The organism is Streptomyces sp. S465, assembly GCF_026898115.1.
Classification (GTDB): Bacteria; Actinomycetota; Actinomycetes; order Streptomycetales; family Streptomycetaceae; genus Streptomyces; species Streptomyces luomodiensis.
The window spans coordinates 8,274,059-8,290,692 of the sequence record NZ_CP114036.1 but is presented as its reverse complement, the minus strand read 5'-3'; the positions used below and the strand labels follow the sequence as shown (position 1 = coordinate 8,290,692).

The following is a 16,634-nucleotide window of genomic DNA, read 5'->3' as shown; positions in this document are numbered from 1 at the left end:
CTGTCGTGGTTGATGTGTCGAGCCTGTGATCAACACGACGGAGGTGGAGCCCGCGCAGCAGCACCAGGTCCTCGGTCCAACAGCGGGCCGGCACCGGCCCGTACGGCGCTCAGAAGAGCACCGGGTCACCAATCCGTGTGTGGCGCAATGCCGTCCCGGTCGTCATGGCCGCACACCATAGCCCACCGGATGAAGCCGCTGCCAGCCCCCCCCCCCCCCCGTCATCCTGCGTCCGGTCGACGCGCTGCTCATGACAGGGATACCCGTCTTGTCGTGTGGCCCGGTCCCCGGTTGGGCCATGGTCGTCGGCTACCGCTGCGCAGGCATTCCGGCAGTTCCCATACCCGTCCGACTCTCCCGCGTCTCACACCGTACGGGCGCCTTCACGGTCCTCGAGGGCGCTGATGGCGGTGGCGGTGAGGCTGTTGGTGATGTGGTCGCGCATCAGCCGGGCGGCTTCGGCGGGCCGCCCCTCCTCGATGAGGTCGACGAGTTGGCGATGCTCTCGCAGGTCCCGGGTGCGGGGTTCGTCGCCGGGTGGGAGTTCGAGTCCGAGGCGGCGGTAGCGGTCGGATTTGTCCCACAGGTCGTCGAGGAGCCGGATGAGGACATCGTTGTGCGAGGCCCGGTACAGCGCCTGGTGGAAGGCGCGGTGCGCGGTGAGCGCCTCCTCGCCCCACTGACGTGTGACGGGGAGCAGCCTGTCGACCGCGGCTCGCATGGTGGTGATGTCAGCCGCGGTGCGCCGGGTGGCGGCGAGTTCCGCGGCGGTGGGGTCCAGGGACAGACGCACCTCGAACAGCTGCCGGGCCTCATGCGAACTCATGGGGGAGACACGCACGTCGCGGTGGGTCTCCACGGTGACCAGTCCCTCGCTGCTGAGGCGGCGGATCGCCTCGCGCAAGGGCGTGATGCTCATATTGAGGGACTCGGCGAGGTCGTACTGCGCGAGCCGTGAGCCGGCGGGGAGGGCACCGGTGAGGATCCGGCCGCGGAGTTCGGCGTAGGCGAGATCGCTCTTGCTGAGGAAGGTGTTCGTACCTGGCATCGCCCCCAGTGCATCCTTTCCGGGTCCTCGCACCCCTTGACAGTCCCCATCAGGACGCCTCAGCCTAACACCGACGCAACTTATAAGATATGAGAAAGGCCGTCGCGTGCAGATCACCAACGTCTACGAGGGCACCGTCCCGATCAGCTCCTCGATCCGCAACGCCTGGATCGACTTCAGCTCCATGGACTGCTCGATCGTCGCCATCGAGAGCGATGTCATCCGTGACGGCAAGCCGGTCGTGGGCTACGGCTTCAACTCCAACGGGCGCTACAGCGCCGGTGAGATCCTGCGCCGGCGCATTCTGCCGCGGCTGACGGGAGCCGAGCCCGGCAGCCTCCTGGACGAGCGGGGCCGCCTGGATCCCACCAAGGCGTGGGACATCATGATGCGCAACGAGAAGCCCGGCGGACACGGCGAGCGCTCGGTCGCGGTCGGCGTGGTGGACATGGCGCTGTTCGATCTCGCGTCCAAGATCGAGGGCAAGCCGCTGTACCGGTACCTCTCCGAGCGCTACGGCGACGGAGAGCCCGACGACTCGGTGTTCGTCTACGCCGCCGGCGGCTACTACGCGCCGGGCAAGACCCTCGCCGATCTACAGGACGAGATGCGCGGCTTCCTCGACCTGGGCTACGACGTGGTCAAGATGAAGATCGGCGGCGCCGACCTGGCCGAGGACCTGCGCCGCATCGAGGCCGTCATCGACGTGCTGGGCGGCGACGGCTCCCGGCTGGCCGTCGACGTCAACGGCCGCTTCGACCTCGCCACGGCGCTGGAGTACGGGCGGGCCATCGAGCCCTACGGCCTGTTCTGGTACGAGGAGATCGGCGATCCGCTGGACTACCAGCTCAACGCCACCGTCGCCGAGCACTACGCCGGACCCATCGCCACCGGCGAGAACCTCTTCTCCCTCCAGGACGCCCGCAACCTGATCCGCTACGGCGGGCTGCGCCCCGACCGCGACACCATCCAGGTCGACCCCGCGCTCTCCTACGGCCTGACGGAGTACCTGCGCGTCCAGGACATGCTCCGGCAGCACGGCTGGTCCTCCCGGCGCTGCGTCCCGCACGGCGGACACCAGTTCTCCCTGCACATCGCCGCCGCCCTCAAGCTCGGCGGCAACGAGTCCTACCCGGGCGAGTTCCAGCCCACCGGCGGCTTCGCCGACGACGCCGTCGTCAACAAGAGCCGGGTCGGCCTGACCGACATCCCCGGCATCGGCTTCGAGGGCAAGGCCGCCTTCTACAAGGTGCTGCGCGACCTGCACAGCTGAACCGGCACCGCTGAACCGGCACCGCTGAACCGGCACCGCGGCAGGCGGGCCCCACCCGGCCGTGGGGCTCCTGCCGCCGGTGCAGCCGCGTCCATCGGGACCGGGATACACACGATCGTCGTGCAAGGGAGCACCAACGATGACACGCACCACCACTGCCGTCGGCCGCCCGCAGCGGTCACGGCTGAACCGTCTGCTACGTGAGCTGTGGTTCCAGGTCGTGCTGGCCGCGGTCCTCGGGATCGTGGTCGGCGTCCTTGCCCCGGGGTTCGGTGAGGAACTGAAGCCGCTCAACGACTGGTTCATCGCTCTGGTCAAGATGATCGTGGTCCCGGTCGTCTTCTGCGTGGTGACCACCGGCATCGCCTCCATGGACAACCTGCGCAAGGCGGGCCGGATCGGGGTGAAGGCGATCGGCTACTTCCTGGTGCTGTCGCTGGTGTCGATGCTGATCGGACTGGTGGTCGCCAACCTCTTCCAGCCCGGGTCCGGTCTGGACGTCGATCCCTCGACGCTGAACGCGGACGACGTGCCCGAGACCGCCACCGAGCACGCCACCTTCACCGGGTTCGTCTCCTCCCTGATTCCCTCCTCGCTGCTGGGCGCGATCACCGGGGACGCGATCCTGGCCGCGCTCATGGTCTCGATCGTCTTCGGCGTGGCACTGAACATGGCCGGCGAGGACGCCGCTCCGCTGACCCGCGGCATCCGGGCCCTGTCGGACGTCGTCTTCCGCATCGTGGGCTGGGTGATGCGCCTGGCACCGCTGGGCACGTTCGGCGCGCTGGCCACGGTCGTCGCCACCTACGGCGCGGAAAGCCTGAAACAGCTCGCCTACCTGATCATCCTGTTCACCGCGACCTGCGTCCTGTACGTGCTGGTCGTGCTCGGGGCCATCATGCGCGCCTGCCGTCTGAGCCTGTTCGGCCTCATGCGGTTCTTGAAGGCCGAGCTGCTCGTCGCGCTGAGCACCTGCTCGAGTGAGGCCGTCCTGCCGCAGCTGGTGCGCAAGCTGGAGATCCTCGGCATCGGCCGTCCCGTGGTCGGCATCGTCATCCCCTCCGGGTTCTCCTTCAACCTGGACGGCTCCGCGGTCTACCTCACGATGGCCTCCCTGTTCCTGGCCCAGGCCGTGGGCATCGACCTCTCCTGGCAGCAGCAGCTGGTGATGGTGGGCGTCATGATGCTCACCAGCAAGGGCACCGCGGGCATCGCCGGCGGCGCGTTCATCGTGCTCGCCAGCACCGTCACCGCGGTCGGCCACATCCCCCTGGCCGCCCTCTCCCTGATCGTCGGCGTCGACCGCATCCTCAACGAGGGCCGCGTCTTCATCAACGTCCTGGGCAACGCCGTCGCCACCATCGTGATCGGCACATGGGAGAACGACTTCGACGCCGACCGGGCCCGCTCCGTCCTCCACTCCGGTGCCGCCCCCGAACCGCCGTCGAAGAGCGCCGACACCTCCAAGGTCGGAGCCGACACCTGACCTGCCCGCCTGCCGCATCCCCCACCCACCCGGCGGCAGCTCCGGGCCGCCGGGCCGCCACGTCAGATGGCCAGCGCCACCAGGAAGCGAGAGACCATGTTGTAGGCCGCGACCGTGGCAACCGCTTCCACTGTTTTGGTCTCACCGAACAGGTTAGGGCGAGGCACTTTTCCTCAGTGCCACCCGCCTGCAAGTACGCCGGGTAATGCACACCCCATTCGAAGTCGGCATGGTTCAGCACGGCCACCCGCAGCATGATCAGTTCGCGGTACTCCAGCTCCAGACTGACATCGGCGCGAACCCGGCCCAGTAGCTCGTTCCAGCCTGTTGCGAGGGGGAAGCTCCTCAGTAGTACCCGATCAATGCCGATCAGTTCACCGTTGGGCCGACGAGCCCGCATGTCCGCAAACTCAATCATGACGACGGGGGCGTCGGCCCTCCCCAAGGCCAGCGGATCGTCCGCGTCCCGGCGGGCCAGCGCGAGCAGAGCGCCGGAGCGGGCGTCGGGCGTACTCGTCTCGGCCACGGCCGAGTTGTGGGACGCACCGCCGGACGGTCCGGCGTCGAGCGTGAAAGCGAGAACCACCGCACCGACGGCGGTCAGCCCGGCCGCCACGGCGGCGAGCGTGCGGCTGCGTCGGCGGACGTGAGTGGCGGGAGACGAAGAGGACGGCATGAAGGCAACCTTGTGCTGGGAGTACGAGTGGTGGACAGCGATCCGTTCGGCGGGCTGCGTCGTCTGTGGCCGGCGCACGGCGGCACGGCCGTGTGAATCGTCCGCGACCGGTCACGTCCGGGCGGGGATTCCGTCACGGCAGGCCGCTCGCACTTCGCGCGTCACGCGTAGGGGTGCAGGACAAGGTAGCCGTCGATACGGCGGACGTGGTCGGCTTCCGGGTCGGTGGGCAGTGCGTGCCCGAGGTGCTCGGCACGGACCTCGCCGATCCACTGGTCGTGCTGGTACTCGTGGTTGACCAGGGCGGTCAGCAGATGCGTGGCCACGATGGTCATCTGCGTGGGGGCACTCACCTTTCCGGCCGCGATGTCACCGATGCGGGCGTGCACCCGCTCGGCGACGGTTTCCCGGAAGGCGGTGAGCCGTCGCACTGTGGGAAGGGCACCCCGGAACCGCTCCGGCAACGCCGAGTCCAGCAGTGCGTCGAGGGCTGGGTCAGGACTGGGCTCGGCCGCGGTGAGATTGCGGATCATGAAGTGGGCGACATGGGCCTGGTGGCCGAGGTGCCATCCGATGGCGCTGAAATCCTCCCCAGGACGCCAGACCACCTCGTCCGGAGTCAGGTCCTTCCACAGCTCGTCGGTGTAGCCGCGGGCGCCGTCGTACTCACGCAGCAGCGCTTGCAGTTCGTACATGACTCCTCTTCGCGTTGACCGGTGAGGGACGAGGCCATGAGGGTGCTGACGAAGCCGTGCTGCGACGAGCGCCGCTGACGGCGGCGTCCCACCGGCGGCGTCTGACGAGCGGCGTCTCGCCAGCCGCGTCTCACCGGTTCCCGAACGTCCGGGTGGCGCGGCTGGTGGCAGCGCACCGCCGCCAATGTTGAGAGCTGGTCCGGAAGCCGGTAGGGGGCAGGGCCGAATGCCCCTATCACTGCCCTGTATAGCCCTCACCGGTGGGCTGCTGCTGGTTCCCTGGTGCAGGGTGTACGGAAACCTCGGAAGGTCACCTGCTTGCGGGTTTTGAAGCCGAGTCGCTCGTACAGTGCGAGCGCGCCCGTGTTCGTCTCCGCCACATGCAGGAAGGGGCGTTCGCCGCGCGCCACGATGCGCGCGGCGAGCGCACTGACCAGACGGGCAGCATGGCCTCGCCCGCGTGCCTCGGGAGCGGTGCAGACGGCGCTGATCTCGGTCCAGCCTGGCGGCCGCAGGCGCTCCCCCGCCATCGCCACCAAGGTGCCGTTGACCCGGATACCGAGGTAGGTGCCGAGTTCGTGGGTGCGGGGCCAGAACGGCCCCGGCTGGGTCCGCGCGACGAGGTCGAGCATCTCGGGCGTTGCGTCCGCGCCCAGTTCGAGCACGTGGGAGTCGGGTTCGGCACGCGGATGGCCGGGCCGGCCCCTGCCGGGCCAGATCAGTTGACGGCCCTCGAGACTGAACACCGGCTCCCAGCCCGGGGGCGGGACCGCAGGGCAGCTGAACATGTCGGCGAGTGCGCCCGGACCGAGCAGCCCGGCCAAGTCGGCCCACTCCCCCGCGTCCGGGCCGGTGGATACCGCGGAGAAGGTTGCCACGTCCGCGACATAGGTGGCGGCCCGGCCGAGTCGTCGGGCGAGATGTGCGTGCCGGCCGCCCAGTGACTGACCCACCGGGTCGTCGAGCGCCAGGTCGTCGTCGTTCACCATCGTGCTGTTCCCTTACCTGGACGGGCGCGGAAGTCGAACACCCCGGGGCCCGACCCGGCCGGCGCCCCGTGCTCGGCGCCCCCGATCATCTCACGGGGGCGGAACACGGTGCCGTCGACCGCGGGACCCATCAGGCATCGAGCGGGCCGATCAGGCGGCAGGGCCACTGCTGGTGTGCTGGGCTTCCTCGGTGGCGGCCCAGGTGGCCAGGAGCCGCAACGCGTCATGGTCCGGTGTGCCGGGGGCGGCTGTGTAAGCGGTAAGGGTCAGACCCGGCTGCGCGGGCAGTTCCATGGCGTCGAAGTCGAAGGTCAGGGTGCCGACCGCGGGGTGGTGGAAGGATTTGCGGCCGGTGTGGTGCAGGCGCACGTTGTGCTTGGCCCAGGCGGTGCGGAATTCCTCACTGCGGGTGACGAGCTCACCGATGAGGCCGGTCAGCTCGGTGTCGTGCGGGGCGCGTCCGGCTTCGGTGCGCAGCAGGGCGACGGTGGTGTGCACGGAGACCTCCCAGTCGGGGAAGAAGTCGCGTCCCCCTGGGGTGAGGAATTGGGAGCGGGCGATGTTGACCGTCTGGGTGGCGGAGTCGGGGAACAGAGGGGCGTAAAGGGCTCGGCCGAGTGTGTTGGTGGCGAGGATGTCCAGGCGGCCGTTGCGGATGAACGCCGGGGAGTCGGTCATGGATGCCAGGACGCGCAGGACGCTGTCCGGCAGCGGTCCCCGGGCGCGCTTGGTGCGGCGGGTGGGGCGTTTGGCGGCGGCGCGGGCCAGGTCGAACAGGTGGGCGCGTTCGGCGTCATCCAGCTGGAGGGCGTGCGCGACGGCATCGAGGACTTCCTCGGAGGCACCGGCGATGTGGCCGCGCTCCAGGCGGACGTAGTAGTCGATGCTGACGCCGGCGAGCAGGGCGACTTCCTCGCGGCGAAGCCCCGGCACACGGCGGTTGCCGCCGAAGGCGGGCAGGCCGGCCTGCTGGGGGGTGATCTTGGCTCGGCGGGAGGCCAGGAAGTCGCGAATGTCACGCTCGGTACTCACGTGTCCCAGGCTAGGCAGGACGCCCCACCCGTGGAAGGTCCTGTCAGTACCTGTTACGGCCGGCCCACCGGTGGGGGGCTCTGTCAATACCCGCAACGGCAGACCCTCCCCGACGCCTGTGATCCGCGGTTTTCTCGGTCGTAGTGACACCGTGGTCGCGGCCGGTCCGTATTTCTCCATTTCTCCGTACTTCGATCAAGGAGCCGTTGCATGCCCCACCAGTCCGCACCCCAAGAGCTGGCCGGTATCGCGCCGAAGCTCGTCGACGTGACGAACGAGGTTCTCTTCGGTGACATCTGGGAGCGTCCGGGGCTGTCCCCCCGTGACCGGAGTCTGGTCACCGTGAGTGTTCTGGCCGCGCTCTACCGCAGCGAGCAGCTCGGCTACCACCTCGGCGTGGCGCTGGACAACGGGCTGAGCGTGGCGGAGCTGTCGGAAGCGATCACCCACCTGGCCTTCTACGCCGGGTGGCCGAACGCCATGACGGCGATCAACCAGCTGAAGAGGATCGCCGACGAGCGCGGCGCCTGACCGGTAACGCCGCCGCCGCGTACCACACCCGTCCACCTGATTCGAGCAAGGAATACCGTCATGAAACACGTCCCGGACACCCCCACCGCCAAGGCCCCGGCCGAACGCTTCACCGGCGACGTCTACCTCAATCTGATCGAGACGCCGTCGGAGCCGGCCCGCCTGGCCGTCGGTCTGGTGCGCTTCACCCCCGGCGCCCGCACCAACTGGCACTCCCACGCCCTGGGGCAGACCCTCTGCATCACCGACGGTGTCGGCCTGGTCGGTACCCGCGACGGCAACGTGGTACGGGTCAGCGCGGGTGAGACCGTGAAGTGTCCGGCTGGTGAGGAGCACTGGCACGGGGCCACCGACACCACCCTCATGGCCCACCTCGCCATGGTCGTCGGTGACGGCAACGGCGACGGCACGAGCTGGCTGGAGCCGGTCACCGACGAGCAGTACGCCGCGGCCCTCGCCACCATCGGCCACTGATCGGCCCACGGCGCCACAGCACGCCGTCGAGGACCCCACGCGGGCCACCGATCGTGGTGGCCCGCGCCGCGTCGGCGGTCGTCATCGGGCGACGTAGCCGCCGTCGACGGGGAGGGCGACGCCGACGACGAAGCCGGCCCCGGTGCTGCACAGCCACAGGACGGCCTGGGCGATTTCCTCGGCGGTGCCGAGCCGGTTGATGGGCTGGTTGGCTTCGGCCTCGGCACGATCGAGTTCTCCCTTGGCGATCATGTCGCTGACCATGGCCCGCGTCGGTCAGTTCCTCCGTGGCCGCCCGCAAGGCCGCGTCCCGCGAGCGGCCCGATGACGGTGGCTCCGAGCAGCATGGCCGCGTGTTCGCCGCGCATCAGGAGCCGCGGCGTCGTCGCTTCCGCACCGGGGTCGGACGGCGCCGCGTACATCACGGCGAGCACCACGCACAGGATCGGGCAGAGCACGGCGCAGATCTGCCACACCAGGGGATCGCCGGACCGGCGGGGCAGCGCCCAGAGACTCACGGCGAAGGCGGGGGAAGCCGTCGTCACCGCCCCGCGATGTCCTTGGCGATCACCGTCACCGTCGACGACGCGGGCTGCCGGGCCGGCTCCAGGTGGAGGCGTTCGGTGCCCTCGAGCTCCGGGGCGTGGGTGATGGCGGACCGGCAGGCGCAGTCCTGGTCGGAGAAGCCGGCGAACCGGTAGGCGATCTCCATCATCCGGTTGCGGTCGGTGCGGCGGAAGTCGGCGACCAGGTGCACGCCGCTGCCGGCCGCCTGGTCGCACAACCAGTTCAGGATGGTGGCGCCGGCGCCCCAGCTGACCACCCGGCAGGAGGTCGCCAGCAGCTTCAGGTGCCAGACCTCGGCCAGCTTTTCCAGCAGTACGATGCCGACCGCGCCGTGTGTGCCGAACCGGTCGGACATGGTGACCACCAGCACCTCATGGGCCGGATCGGCGAGCAGGCCGCGCAGCGCCGCGTCCGAGTAGTGCACACCGGTGGCGTTCATCTGGCTGGTGCGCAGGGTCAGTTCCTCGACCCGGGTCAGCTCCTCGTCCCCGGCCTTTCCGATGGTCATGGTGAGTCGCAGTGAGCGCAGGAAATCCTCGTCCGGCCCGGCGTACTCGGTGCGCGCCGCGTCCCGCGCGAAGCCGGCACGGTACATCTCGCGGCGACGGCGGGAGTCCACGGTGGAGGCGGGCGGGGAGAACTCCGGCAGGTCGGGCAGGGAGAGCGCCTGCCCGGCGTCGTAGGTGCGCACGTCGGGCAGGTGGTAGGTGACCTCGGCCCGCTCGGCGGGCTGGTCGTCGATGAACGCGATGGTGCGGTGCGCGAAGTTGAGCCGTTCGGCGATCTCCCGGACGGAGCCGGACTTCGGCCCCCAGCCGATCCTGGGCAGCAGGAAGTACTCGGCCACCCCCAGCGCCTCCAGTCTGGCCCAGGCGTGGTCGTGGTCGTTCTTGCTGGCGATCGACTGGAGGATGCCCCTGCGGTCCAGTTCCTCGATGACCTCGCGCAGTCCGTCGAAGAGCCCGACCTCGCCGTCCTCCAGCAGCGTCCCCTTCCACAGCGTGTTGTCGAGGTCCCACACCACGCACTTGACGATGGTGACCTGCCCGTCCACCGTGTTCTCCTCTCAGCCCGCGACCGACAGCGCGTGCTGGGCCAGCATCAGCCGGCACAGCTCATTGCTGCCCTCGATGATTTCCATCAACTTGGCGTCCCGGTACGCGCGGGCCGCCACGTGTCCGTCCGACGCGCCCGCCGACGCGAGGATCTGCACGGCGGTGGCCGCGGCGGTCGCCGCCTGGGTGGCACCCACGTGCTTGGCCAGCACCGCCGCCGTCACCATGTCCGAGGACCCGTTGTCCCAGCAGCGGCTGGCGTGCTCGCACACCCGGGTGGCGGTCTGCTCGGCCACCAGCAGGTCGGCCAGGTGACCGCCGATCAGCTGGTGCTCCGCCAGCGGCCGGCCGAACTGCGCGCGGGACTTCGCGTGCCGGGACGCCACCGTCAGGCAGGCCCGCAGGATGCCCACACAGCCCCAGGCCACCGACATCCGGCCGTACGACAGCGCGGCGGTGACCAGCATGGTCAGCGCCGCGCCGGCACCGCCGAGGACGTGGCCGCGCGGCAGCCGCACCGAGTCGAGCCGGATGCCGGCGTGCCCGGCGGCCCGGCAGCCCATCGGGTCGGCTACCCGCTCGACGGTGACACCGGGGGCGTCGGCAGGCACCAGCACCGCCGCGGCGCCGTCGCCGTATCGGCCGAAGACGACCAGCAGGTCGGCGTAGTGCGCGGCGGTGACCCAGACCTTGCGGCCGTCGACCACCACATCGTCGCCGTCCGGGCGGATCTCGGTGGTGATCGCCGAGAGGTCGCTGCCCGCCTGGGGCTCGCTGAAGCCGACCGCGGCCAGCGTGCCGGAGGTCAGGCGCGGCAGATGCTCGGCACGCTGCCGGGCGCTGCCCAGCCGTTGGATGGTCCAGGCGGCCATGCCCTGGGAGGTCATGACGGACCGCAGCGAGCTGCACAGGCTGCCGACGTGCGCGGTGAACCGGCCGTTGTCCAGGCTGCTCAGCCCGAGCCCGCCGTGCTCCCGGGGGACCTCACCACACAGCAACCCGGCCTCGCCGAGCTTCCGCAACAGCTCGGTGGGGATCAGACCGGCCAGGTCCCAGGTGTCGGCGCGGTCCCCCACCAGCTCGCTGACCAGGGCCTCGCGGTCATGCACCGTCGGCCTGCCGCAACCGGTCGACCATCGCGACCATCGCGTTGACGGTGCGGAAGTTCGTCAGCTGGAGGTCCGGACCGGCCACCGTGACGTCGAAGGCCGACTCCAGGTGGACGACCAGCTCCATGGCGAAGAGGGAGGACAGGCCACCGTCGGCGAACAGGTCGCGGTCGGGCGTCCACGGGGTCTTGGTCCGCTCCTCCAGGAAGGACAGCAGCTGCTGCTCGACGGACGCACTCTCCGTGCTGGTACCCATCACATCGCCCTTTCGTAGGTGTAGAAGCCGCGGCCGCTCTTACGGCCGTGGTGTCCGTCGCGGACCTTGGACAGCAGCAGTTCGCACGGTCGGCAGCCCTCGTCGCCGGTGCGCCGGTACAGCACCCACAGCGAGTCGACGAGGTTGTCGATGCCGATCAGGTCGGCCGTGCGCAGCGGGCCGGTGGGATGTCCGAGGCAGCCCTGCATCAGCGCGTCGACGTCCTCGACGGAGGCCGTGCCCTGCTCCACCACCCGCGCCGCGTCGTTGATCATCGGGTGCAGCACCCGGCTGGTGACGAACCCGGGGGCGTCGTTCACCACGATGACCTTGCGCCGCAGCCGGCCCAGCAGCTCCCGGGTGGCACCCAGCGCGGTCTCGCCGGTGCGCGGGCCGCGGATCAGCTCGACCGTCGGGATCAGGTACGACGGGTTCATGAAGTGGGTGCCGAGCAGGTCCTCGGGCCGGCCGATCGCACCCGCCAGTTCGTCGATCGGGATCGAGGAGGTGTTGGAGATCAGCGGGGTGCCGGGCGCGACCGCCGGGGCCACCTCGGCCAGCACCTTGGCCTTCAGCTCGGCGTCCTCGGTGATGGCCTCGATCACCGCGACCGGGCCGGCCGCCCAGTCCACCTCGGCCGGCGCGGTGGCCCCGGTCAGCTCGCCGGTGGTGACGCCCTCGGGCAGCGCACCCATCAGCTGCGCCATCCGCAGGCCCTCCCGGATCCGGCCGCGGGCCACCGGCAGCACGCCCGCCGCGGTGTCCACCAGGGTGACCGGCACGCCGTGGGCGAGCGCCAGCGTGGTGATGCCGACGCCCATCACACCGGCGCCGAGCACCACCAGCGCCCGATCCTGCGGCTCATGAGCTGCTGACGTCACGTGTCCTCCCGAACGTTCACTTCCGTGGACCCGCGGCCCGGCGGTGGGCCGGCCGGGCGGCGGGGGCCGAGCCGCCACGGCCACCGGCGCGGTGCGGCCGGGCGGCAGGGCGTGCCGGCGAGGGGCATGGGGTGGTGCGGTGGATCAGGCGACGGTCCGGCGCACCAGTGCGATGCGGTGGGATCGGGCAGCGTAGGGTCCCGTGATCCGGCGGACCAGCGTGATGCGGTGGGATCAGGCAGTGGTCCGGCGCACCAGCGTGATGCCGTCGGCGACCGGCAGCAGCGACAGCTCGACCCGGTCGTCGGTGAACAGCTTGGCGTTCAGCTCCCGCACCGCGACGGTGTCGGGGTCCTGCGCGGCGGGGTCCACGACCCGGCCGAAGAAGAGCGTGTTGTCGATGACCACGAGCCCGCCCGGCCGCACCAGCCGCAGCGCCTGCTCGTAGTAGGCCGGGTAGTTCGCCTTGTCGGCGTCGACGAAGACCAAGTCGAAGGAGTCCGGCCCGAAGCCGGTGTCGGCGAGCAGCGCGTCCAGGGTTTCGGTGGCCCGGCCGACGCGTACCTCGATGCGGTCGGCGACGCCCGCGCGCTTCCAGTACTCGCGGCCGACGGACGGCCACTTGTCGGTGACGTCACACGTCACGATCCGGCCGTCGAGCGGCAACGCACGCGCCATGCACAGCGTGCTGTACCCGGTGTAGGTGCCGATCTCCAGGACGGTCCTCGCCTGCGTGAGCGAGACCAGCAGCGCCAGCAGCTGGCCCTCCTCCGCGGCCACCGGGAGCGTGGTGCCGCCCGGCAGGCCGACGGTCTCCTCGCGGAGGCCGCGCAGGATCTCGTCGTCACGCAGCGAGACCGAGGTGACGTAGTCCAGCAGCTCCGCAGACGTGCTCACTTGGTTCGCCATGGCCTCCATGGTGGGAGAGCACGCCGCGGCGCAGCGGGACCGGAGTCGTTTCTAGGGGGGTTTAGGGGGCCGGTTTCACATCGGGCACCGCCTCCTTCGCCGGCTGCGGCGCCAGCGTGCCGGCCGCCTCGCTGTCGCGGACCCGCAGGGTCAGCAGCAGCGCCACGATCGCGAGTCCGCTGGTGACGACGAAGCCCAGCTGGTACGTGGACAGGTCCGGTGCGCCGGAGCCGGTAGTGGTGCCCAGGCCGGCCAGGATGGTGCTGAGCAGGCTGACGCCGAGCGCGGCGCCGGTCTGGGTGGCCGTGCTGAACAGCGAGGAGGCGACCCCGACCTGGGTCGGGGTCAGAGTGGCGAACGACATGGTCTGCGCGGCGTTGTACGCGATGGCGCTGACCGCGCCGGTGTAGAGCATGATCAGCCACACCAGCCACCGCTGGGTGCCGCCGTCGATCAACGCCATCAGCGCCAGGCCCACGAACGAGGCGGTCAGCGACACCAGCAGGTGCCTGCGCGGACCGAGCCGGTGGTACATCTTCACCGCGACCTGCGCCCCGGCGATGGCCCCGACGGCGGCGGGGCCGATGTCGATGCCGACCCGCAGGGCCGAGCGGTCGAACACGTTCTGGTACAGCAGCGGGAACACGAAGTTGTACGCGGCGTTGAACGCGGTGATCATCAAGATGATGCCGGAGCTGATCCGGAAGATGTGGTTGCCGAAGACCCGCAGGTCCAGCAGGGGGTGCGCGGCCCGCAGTTCGGTGAAGCACAGCAGTCCCAGCAGCACCGCGCCGCCGATGACGCAGCCGAGCACCAGAGCCGAGGTCCAGCCGTCGTCGACGCTCTTGTTCAGCCCGTACATCAGCAGGGTGAGTCCGCCGGCCGCGTAGAGGAAGCCGAGGACGTCGAACGGGTTGCGCGCCCGCTGGCCGTCGTCGTCCAGGAACCACACGGCGAACAGGGTCGCGGCGACACCGATGGGCAGGTTGATGTAGAAGATCCAGCGCCAGGAGAGGGAGTCGGCGATGAACCCGCCGAGCACCGATCCGATCAGCGGGGCGGCGGCGATCGGGATGGTCATGACCCGGCTGGCCTTGATCCGCTCCTCCGGCGGGAAGGTGCGCACCAGCATCGCCATCACCACCGGCCCGAACAGGCCGCCGCTGAGGCCCTGGAGCAGCCGGAAGATTGTCAGCGCCGGCAGGTTCTGGGACACCCCGCAGGCGGCGGAGGCGAGCGTGAAGACGACGAGCCCCATCACGAAGACCCGCTTGGTGCCCCACCGGTCACCGCACCAGCTCGCCGCGGGGATGCCGATGACCAGGCCCAACAGGTAACTGACCACGACGGCACTGGCGCTGACCGTGTCGACGTGGTAGTCCCGGCTGATCGCCGGCAGTGCCACCGTCACGATCGTCATGTCCAGCATGCGTACGAACATGGAGACGGTGAACATCACGCTGACTGATAATTTCGGGTTAAGTCGTGGCGGCCTCATCTGTTCCTCCGGGTCAGGGCACCATGTACGGCGCATACATTCCCATCATCCGCTCATCTTGGTCAAGGCCAACAAAATGGCGCTGAGCTGCGGAAACGCCGGTCACCGGGGGGTTGTGGGACAAGAAATTACCATCTGATGGACGGATGGTGGAAAACTCAGAATTCCCGGCGCGTCCGGGACCGCCCTACGCTCGCGGCTGCCGAGCCGTCAGCCGAAGACCGTGCGGCCGAACCGGGTAGGGCGCCGCACCCGCTGAGAGCGAGAAGACGTGGCCATCATCATTTCCCATTCCGCCCTGATCAGCGATTCCACCACGGACAGCCAGGACGGGATCAGCACGGACAGCCAGGACGGGATCAGCTACGACGCGCTGTGGGAGACCCTCCTCCGCAAGGCGGAATACCCGGTCGACTACGTGGCGCAGATCAGTGAGTGCCGCATCGTCGAGCGGTATCCCGACGGATTCCTGCGGGAGGCGGTCTTCTTCGGCAAGGACATCGTGCGGGAACGCGTCACGCCGCGCCGCGACCGGTGGCGCATCGACTTCGAGGTGCTGGACGACCCGCGTTTCACCGCGGTCATCAACGAACTCGACCAGGACCCCGAGGGGCGCTTCCGCTACACCGTCTCAGTGGTGTTGTCGGAGCGTTCCGCACAGCGCATCACCGAGGTCGAGGGGCTGCTCGCGGAGACCGACGCGGGCGTGCTGGAGACGGCCCGCCAGACCGCGGAAACACTGCGCAAGGTGACGCTGGGCACCGCCGCGGCCTGACATCCTCCGTCGCCGGGACGTGCGGTGCCCCGGCCGAGGCCGGGGCACCGGATCGTGCTACATGACCACACCCTCGATTTCCACCAGCAGGTCGGAGCGGCAGACGTCCACCGTCAGATACACGACGTCGGCGTCCGGTGAGAACACCTCCTGGCAGATCTCGCGCACCGCGGGCACGTCCTCGGACCTGCGGACGTACACCTTGATGTTGCGCAGCGCCGTCAGCCCGTGGCCGGCGGAGATGCCGTGCGCGGCCAGGTTGCCGCCGCTGATGACGAGTTCGATGTTCTCCAGCGCCAGTCGGCACTGCTTGACCAGGTCGCCCTCGTGCGCCGTCTCGTGGCCGAGCACGCTGGCGGTGCCGGACACGAAGACCTGGCCGCCGGCCCGGTCCGCGGCCCGGAACGGCAGGTAGGTGGCGCGGGCGAAGCGCGGCGCACGCGGGCCGTACCGCTTCGGGTAGTGGTAGGCCGGCACCTGCCGGGGGTTCTCGATGTGCACATGCCCGCCGGACCGGCAGGCCAGCAGGTAGAAGGCGATGCCACCGCCCCGGGAGCCGATCCCGGTGGCCGCCGGGAACTGATCGAACTCCAGCCGGCACTGCTCGAACGCCTCGGCCCGGCCGCGGCAGAAGTCGCGGTAGACCTCCATGCCCTCCGCGTTGTCGCGGTTGATGTCACCGATGAAGTTCCACATGCGGAACACACTGGAGTAGCCGAATTCCTCCAGCAGCTCGAACATGGTGACGTACGCCGCTCTGGTGGCTTCCGTGTACCGCCCGGCGGGCGGGACCCGACCGGCACAGAAGAAGTACTCGCCGTCGTGCGCGTAGGTGATTCCGTCGCGTTCGCCGTGCTCCGCCTCGGTGTCCGTCACCCACACCTCGGCGAAGGGATCCGCGGTCGGGGCGACCATGTTGATGTCGAGTTCGGGATAGCCGTGGTCCAGGGTGGGATATTCGCATGCGGACGTGTAGTTGACGATACCGAGGATCTTCCTTCCGGCCGGGGGTACTCCCCTGGTGCGCCCGCTTGCGAAGTACGACGTCAACCCATTCCGGCCAAGCGATGACGAATTCAATGTGGCTCCGCATTCTCTCTGGTGAGTTGCTCTCTCTTGGCTCCGGAAACGATGTGCCGGAGCCATTCTTGCGGCCCGTCAAAAAAGCTACACTGCGCCCCGACCGGGCCGCGGTGGCGACCAGTGAGTACAAGAAAATAGTGACCACTAGGGGGCGGCTAGGGGGGGTGTTCCGGACCTCCGCTTGGTTAATGTGCCGACTGCTGGCCGCTTTTACGGACACGGCCTTTGGAATAAGCCGGGGATTGACGTCCGCCGGTCGGCGGGCACCGCCAGCGGAGCGCCGGCCGACCGGGACGA

18 protein-coding genes and 2 pseudogenes are annotated in these 16,634 nt (G+C 69.6%); 6 read left to right on the top strand and 14 right to left on the bottom strand.

The window, feature by feature from the left end; all coding sequences use genetic code 11:
• Window positions 1-364 precede the first annotated feature (364 nt).
• On the bottom strand, window positions 365-1,048 hold the full coding sequence (locus N6H00_RS34975; protein ID WP_268975860.1) for a GntR family transcriptional regulator: 684 nt from the start codon (window positions 1,046-1,048) through the stop codon (window positions 365-367).
• A gap of 106 nt (window positions 1,049-1,154) precedes the next feature.
• Between N6H00_RS34975 and N6H00_RS34970 the strand changes: the two genes are divergently transcribed.
• Both N6H00_RS34970 and N6H00_RS34965 read left to right on the top strand, forming a co-directional pair.
• Complete coding sequence (locus N6H00_RS34970; protein ID WP_268975859.1) at window positions 1,155-2,321, top strand: mandelate racemase/muconate lactonizing enzyme family protein; 1,167 nt, start codon at window positions 1,155-1,157, stop codon at window positions 2,319-2,321.
• 139 nt (window positions 2,322-2,460) lie between these two features.
• Window positions 2,461-3,807 carry a cation:dicarboxylate symporter family transporter gene (locus N6H00_RS34965; protein WP_268975858.1) on the top strand — a complete coding sequence of 449 codons (1,347 nt, stop codon included), beginning with the start codon at window positions 2,461-2,463 and terminating at the stop codon, window positions 3,805-3,807.
• A 62-nt stretch (window positions 3,808-3,869) separates the two neighbouring features.
• On the opposite strand, the pseudogene N6H00_RS40650 reads toward N6H00_RS34965, so the two are convergent.
• Window positions 3,870-4,225, bottom strand: a pseudogene (locus N6H00_RS40650) (carboxymuconolactone decarboxylase family protein).
• Between N6H00_RS40650 and N6H00_RS34955 the strand changes: the two are divergent.
• Complete coding sequence (locus N6H00_RS34955) at window positions 4,206-4,457, top strand: hypothetical protein (protein ID WP_268977301.1); 252 nt, start codon at window positions 4,206-4,208, stop codon at window positions 4,455-4,457. The pseudogene N6H00_RS40650 and the gene N6H00_RS34955 overlap by 20 nt on opposite strands.
• 187 nt (window positions 4,458-4,644) lie before the next feature.
• On the opposite strand, the gene N6H00_RS34950 is transcribed toward N6H00_RS34955, so the two are convergent.
• The 3 genes from N6H00_RS34950 to N6H00_RS34940 form a co-directional block, all read right to left on the bottom strand.
• Window positions 4,645-5,178, bottom strand: coding sequence for a DinB family protein (locus N6H00_RS34950; protein WP_268975857.1), 534 nt, complete (start codon window positions 5,176-5,178; stop codon window positions 4,645-4,647).
• A gap of 254 nt (window positions 5,179-5,432) precedes the next feature.
• On the bottom strand, window positions 5,433-6,167 hold the full coding sequence (locus N6H00_RS34945; RefSeq protein ID WP_268975856.1) for a GNAT family N-acetyltransferase: 735 nt from the start codon (window positions 6,165-6,167) through the stop codon (window positions 5,433-5,435).
• A gap of 150 nt (window positions 6,168-6,317) precedes the next feature.
• The gene (locus N6H00_RS34940; protein WP_268975855.1) at window positions 6,318-7,199 is read right to left on the bottom strand and encodes a helix-turn-helix transcriptional regulator; all 882 of its coding nucleotides are present in this window, start codon (window positions 7,197-7,199) and stop codon (window positions 6,318-6,320) included.
• Window positions 7,200-7,409: 210 nt separating this feature from the next.
• On the opposite strand from N6H00_RS34940, the gene N6H00_RS34935 reads away from it, so the two are divergent.
• Window positions 7,410-7,730, top strand: a complete 321-nt coding sequence (locus N6H00_RS34935) for a carboxymuconolactone decarboxylase family protein (protein ID WP_268975854.1) — start codon at window positions 7,410-7,412, stop codon at window positions 7,728-7,730.
• 60 nt (window positions 7,731-7,790) lie between these two features.
• The gene (locus N6H00_RS34930) at window positions 7,791-8,204 is read left to right on the top strand and encodes a (R)-mandelonitrile lyase (RefSeq protein ID WP_268975853.1); all 414 of its coding nucleotides are present in this window, start codon (window positions 7,791-7,793) and stop codon (window positions 8,202-8,204) included.
• 81 nt (window positions 8,205-8,285) lie between these two features.
• On the opposite strand, the pseudogene N6H00_RS34925 reads toward N6H00_RS34930, so the two are convergent.
• The 8 genes and pseudogenes from N6H00_RS34925 to N6H00_RS34890 form a co-directional block, all read right to left on the bottom strand.
• Window positions 8,286-8,468: pseudogene (locus tag N6H00_RS34925) on the bottom strand (SDR family oxidoreductase); the annotation flags it as partial.
• On the bottom strand, window positions 8,453-8,749 hold the full coding sequence (locus N6H00_RS34920) for a hypothetical protein (protein WP_268975852.1): 297 nt from the start codon (window positions 8,747-8,749) through the stop codon (window positions 8,453-8,455). The gene N6H00_RS34920 and the pseudogene N6H00_RS34925, both read right to left, overlap by 16 nt.
• Window positions 8,746-9,825, bottom strand: coding sequence for an HAD-IIIC family phosphatase (locus tag N6H00_RS34915; protein WP_268975851.1), 1,080 nt, complete (start codon window positions 9,823-9,825; stop codon window positions 8,746-8,748). The genes N6H00_RS34920 and N6H00_RS34915 overlap by 4 nt, the downstream gene beginning before the upstream one ends.
• Window positions 9,826-9,837: 12 nt before the next feature.
• Window positions 9,838-10,935 carry an acyl-CoA dehydrogenase family protein gene (locus N6H00_RS34910; protein ID WP_268975850.1) on the bottom strand — a complete coding sequence of 366 codons (1,098 nt, stop codon included), beginning with the start codon at window positions 10,933-10,935 and terminating at the stop codon, window positions 9,838-9,840.
• Window positions 10,928-11,191 (bottom strand): acyl carrier protein, encoded by a 264-nt coding sequence (locus tag N6H00_RS34905; RefSeq protein WP_268975849.1) that lies wholly within the window; start codon window positions 11,189-11,191, stop codon window positions 10,928-10,930. Before N6H00_RS34905 ends, N6H00_RS34910 begins: the two co-directional genes overlap by 8 nt.
• A complete protein-coding gene (locus N6H00_RS34900; RefSeq protein ID WP_268975848.1) occupies window positions 11,191-12,072 on the bottom strand; it encodes a 3-hydroxyacyl-CoA dehydrogenase family protein in 882 nt (293 codons plus the stop codon). The genes N6H00_RS34905 and N6H00_RS34900 overlap by 1 nt, the downstream gene beginning before the upstream one ends.
• A gap of 234 nt (window positions 12,073-12,306) precedes the next feature.
• A complete protein-coding gene (locus tag N6H00_RS34895) occupies window positions 12,307-12,981 on the bottom strand; it encodes an O-methyltransferase (protein WP_268975847.1) in 675 nt (224 codons plus the stop codon).
• A gap of 61 nt (window positions 12,982-13,042) precedes the next feature.
• The gene (locus tag N6H00_RS34890) at window positions 13,043-14,437 is read right to left on the bottom strand and encodes a DHA2 family efflux MFS transporter permease subunit (RefSeq protein WP_268975846.1); all 1,395 of its coding nucleotides are present in this window, start codon (window positions 14,435-14,437) and stop codon (window positions 13,043-13,045) included.
• A 313-nt stretch (window positions 14,438-14,750) separates the two neighbouring features.
• Here N6H00_RS34890 and N6H00_RS34885 point away from each other — a divergent pair, with 313 nt between their 5' ends.
• Window positions 14,751-15,254 carry an AtaL-like protein gene (locus N6H00_RS34885; protein ID WP_268975845.1) on the top strand — a complete coding sequence of 168 codons (504 nt, stop codon included), beginning with the start codon at window positions 14,751-14,753 and terminating at the stop codon, window positions 15,252-15,254.
• A gap of 57 nt (window positions 15,255-15,311) precedes the next feature.
• Here N6H00_RS34885 and N6H00_RS34880 read toward each other — a convergent pair whose 3' ends face one another.
• Window positions 15,312-16,304, bottom strand: a complete 993-nt coding sequence (locus tag N6H00_RS34880; protein WP_268975844.1) for an FkbO/Hyg5 family chorismatase — start codon at window positions 16,302-16,304, stop codon at window positions 15,312-15,314.
• Between the last annotated feature and the right edge of the window lie 330 nt (window positions 16,305-16,634).

Excerpts from the sequence above, each read along its gene's own strand:
- N6H00_RS34975 (WP_268975860.1), bottom strand. The coding sequence starts at position 1,048 with ATGCCAGGTACGAACACCTTCCTCAGCAAGAGCGATCTCGCCTACGCC.
- N6H00_RS34965 (WP_268975858.1), top strand. The coding sequence starts at position 2,461 with ATGACACGCACCACCACTGCCGTCGGCCGCCCGCAGCGGTCACGGCTG.
- N6H00_RS34955 (WP_268977301.1), top strand. The coding sequence starts at position 4,206 with ATGTCCGCAAACTCAATCATGACGACGGGGGCGTCGGCCCTCCCCAAG.
- N6H00_RS34950 (WP_268975857.1), bottom strand. The coding sequence starts at position 5,178 with ATGTACGAACTGCAAGCGCTGCTGCGTGAGTACGACGGCGCCCGCGGC.
- N6H00_RS34945 (WP_268975856.1), bottom strand. The coding sequence starts at position 6,167 with ATGGTGAACGACGACGACCTGGCGCTCGACGACCCGGTGGGTCAGTCA.
- N6H00_RS34935 (WP_268975854.1), top strand. The coding sequence starts at position 7,410 with ATGCCCCACCAGTCCGCACCCCAAGAGCTGGCCGGTATCGCGCCGAAG.
- N6H00_RS34930 (WP_268975853.1), top strand. The coding sequence starts at position 7,791 with ATGAAACACGTCCCGGACACCCCCACCGCCAAGGCCCCGGCCGAACGC.
- N6H00_RS34905 (WP_268975849.1), bottom strand. The coding sequence starts at position 11,191 with ATGGGTACCAGCACGGAGAGTGCGTCCGTCGAGCAGCAGCTGCTGTCC.
- N6H00_RS34895 (WP_268975847.1), bottom strand. The coding sequence starts at position 12,981 with ATGGCGAACCAAGTGAGCACGTCTGCGGAGCTGCTGGACTACGTCACC.
- N6H00_RS34890 (WP_268975846.1), bottom strand. The coding sequence starts at position 14,437 with ATGTTCACCGTCTCCATGTTCGTACGCATGCTGGACATGACGATCGTG.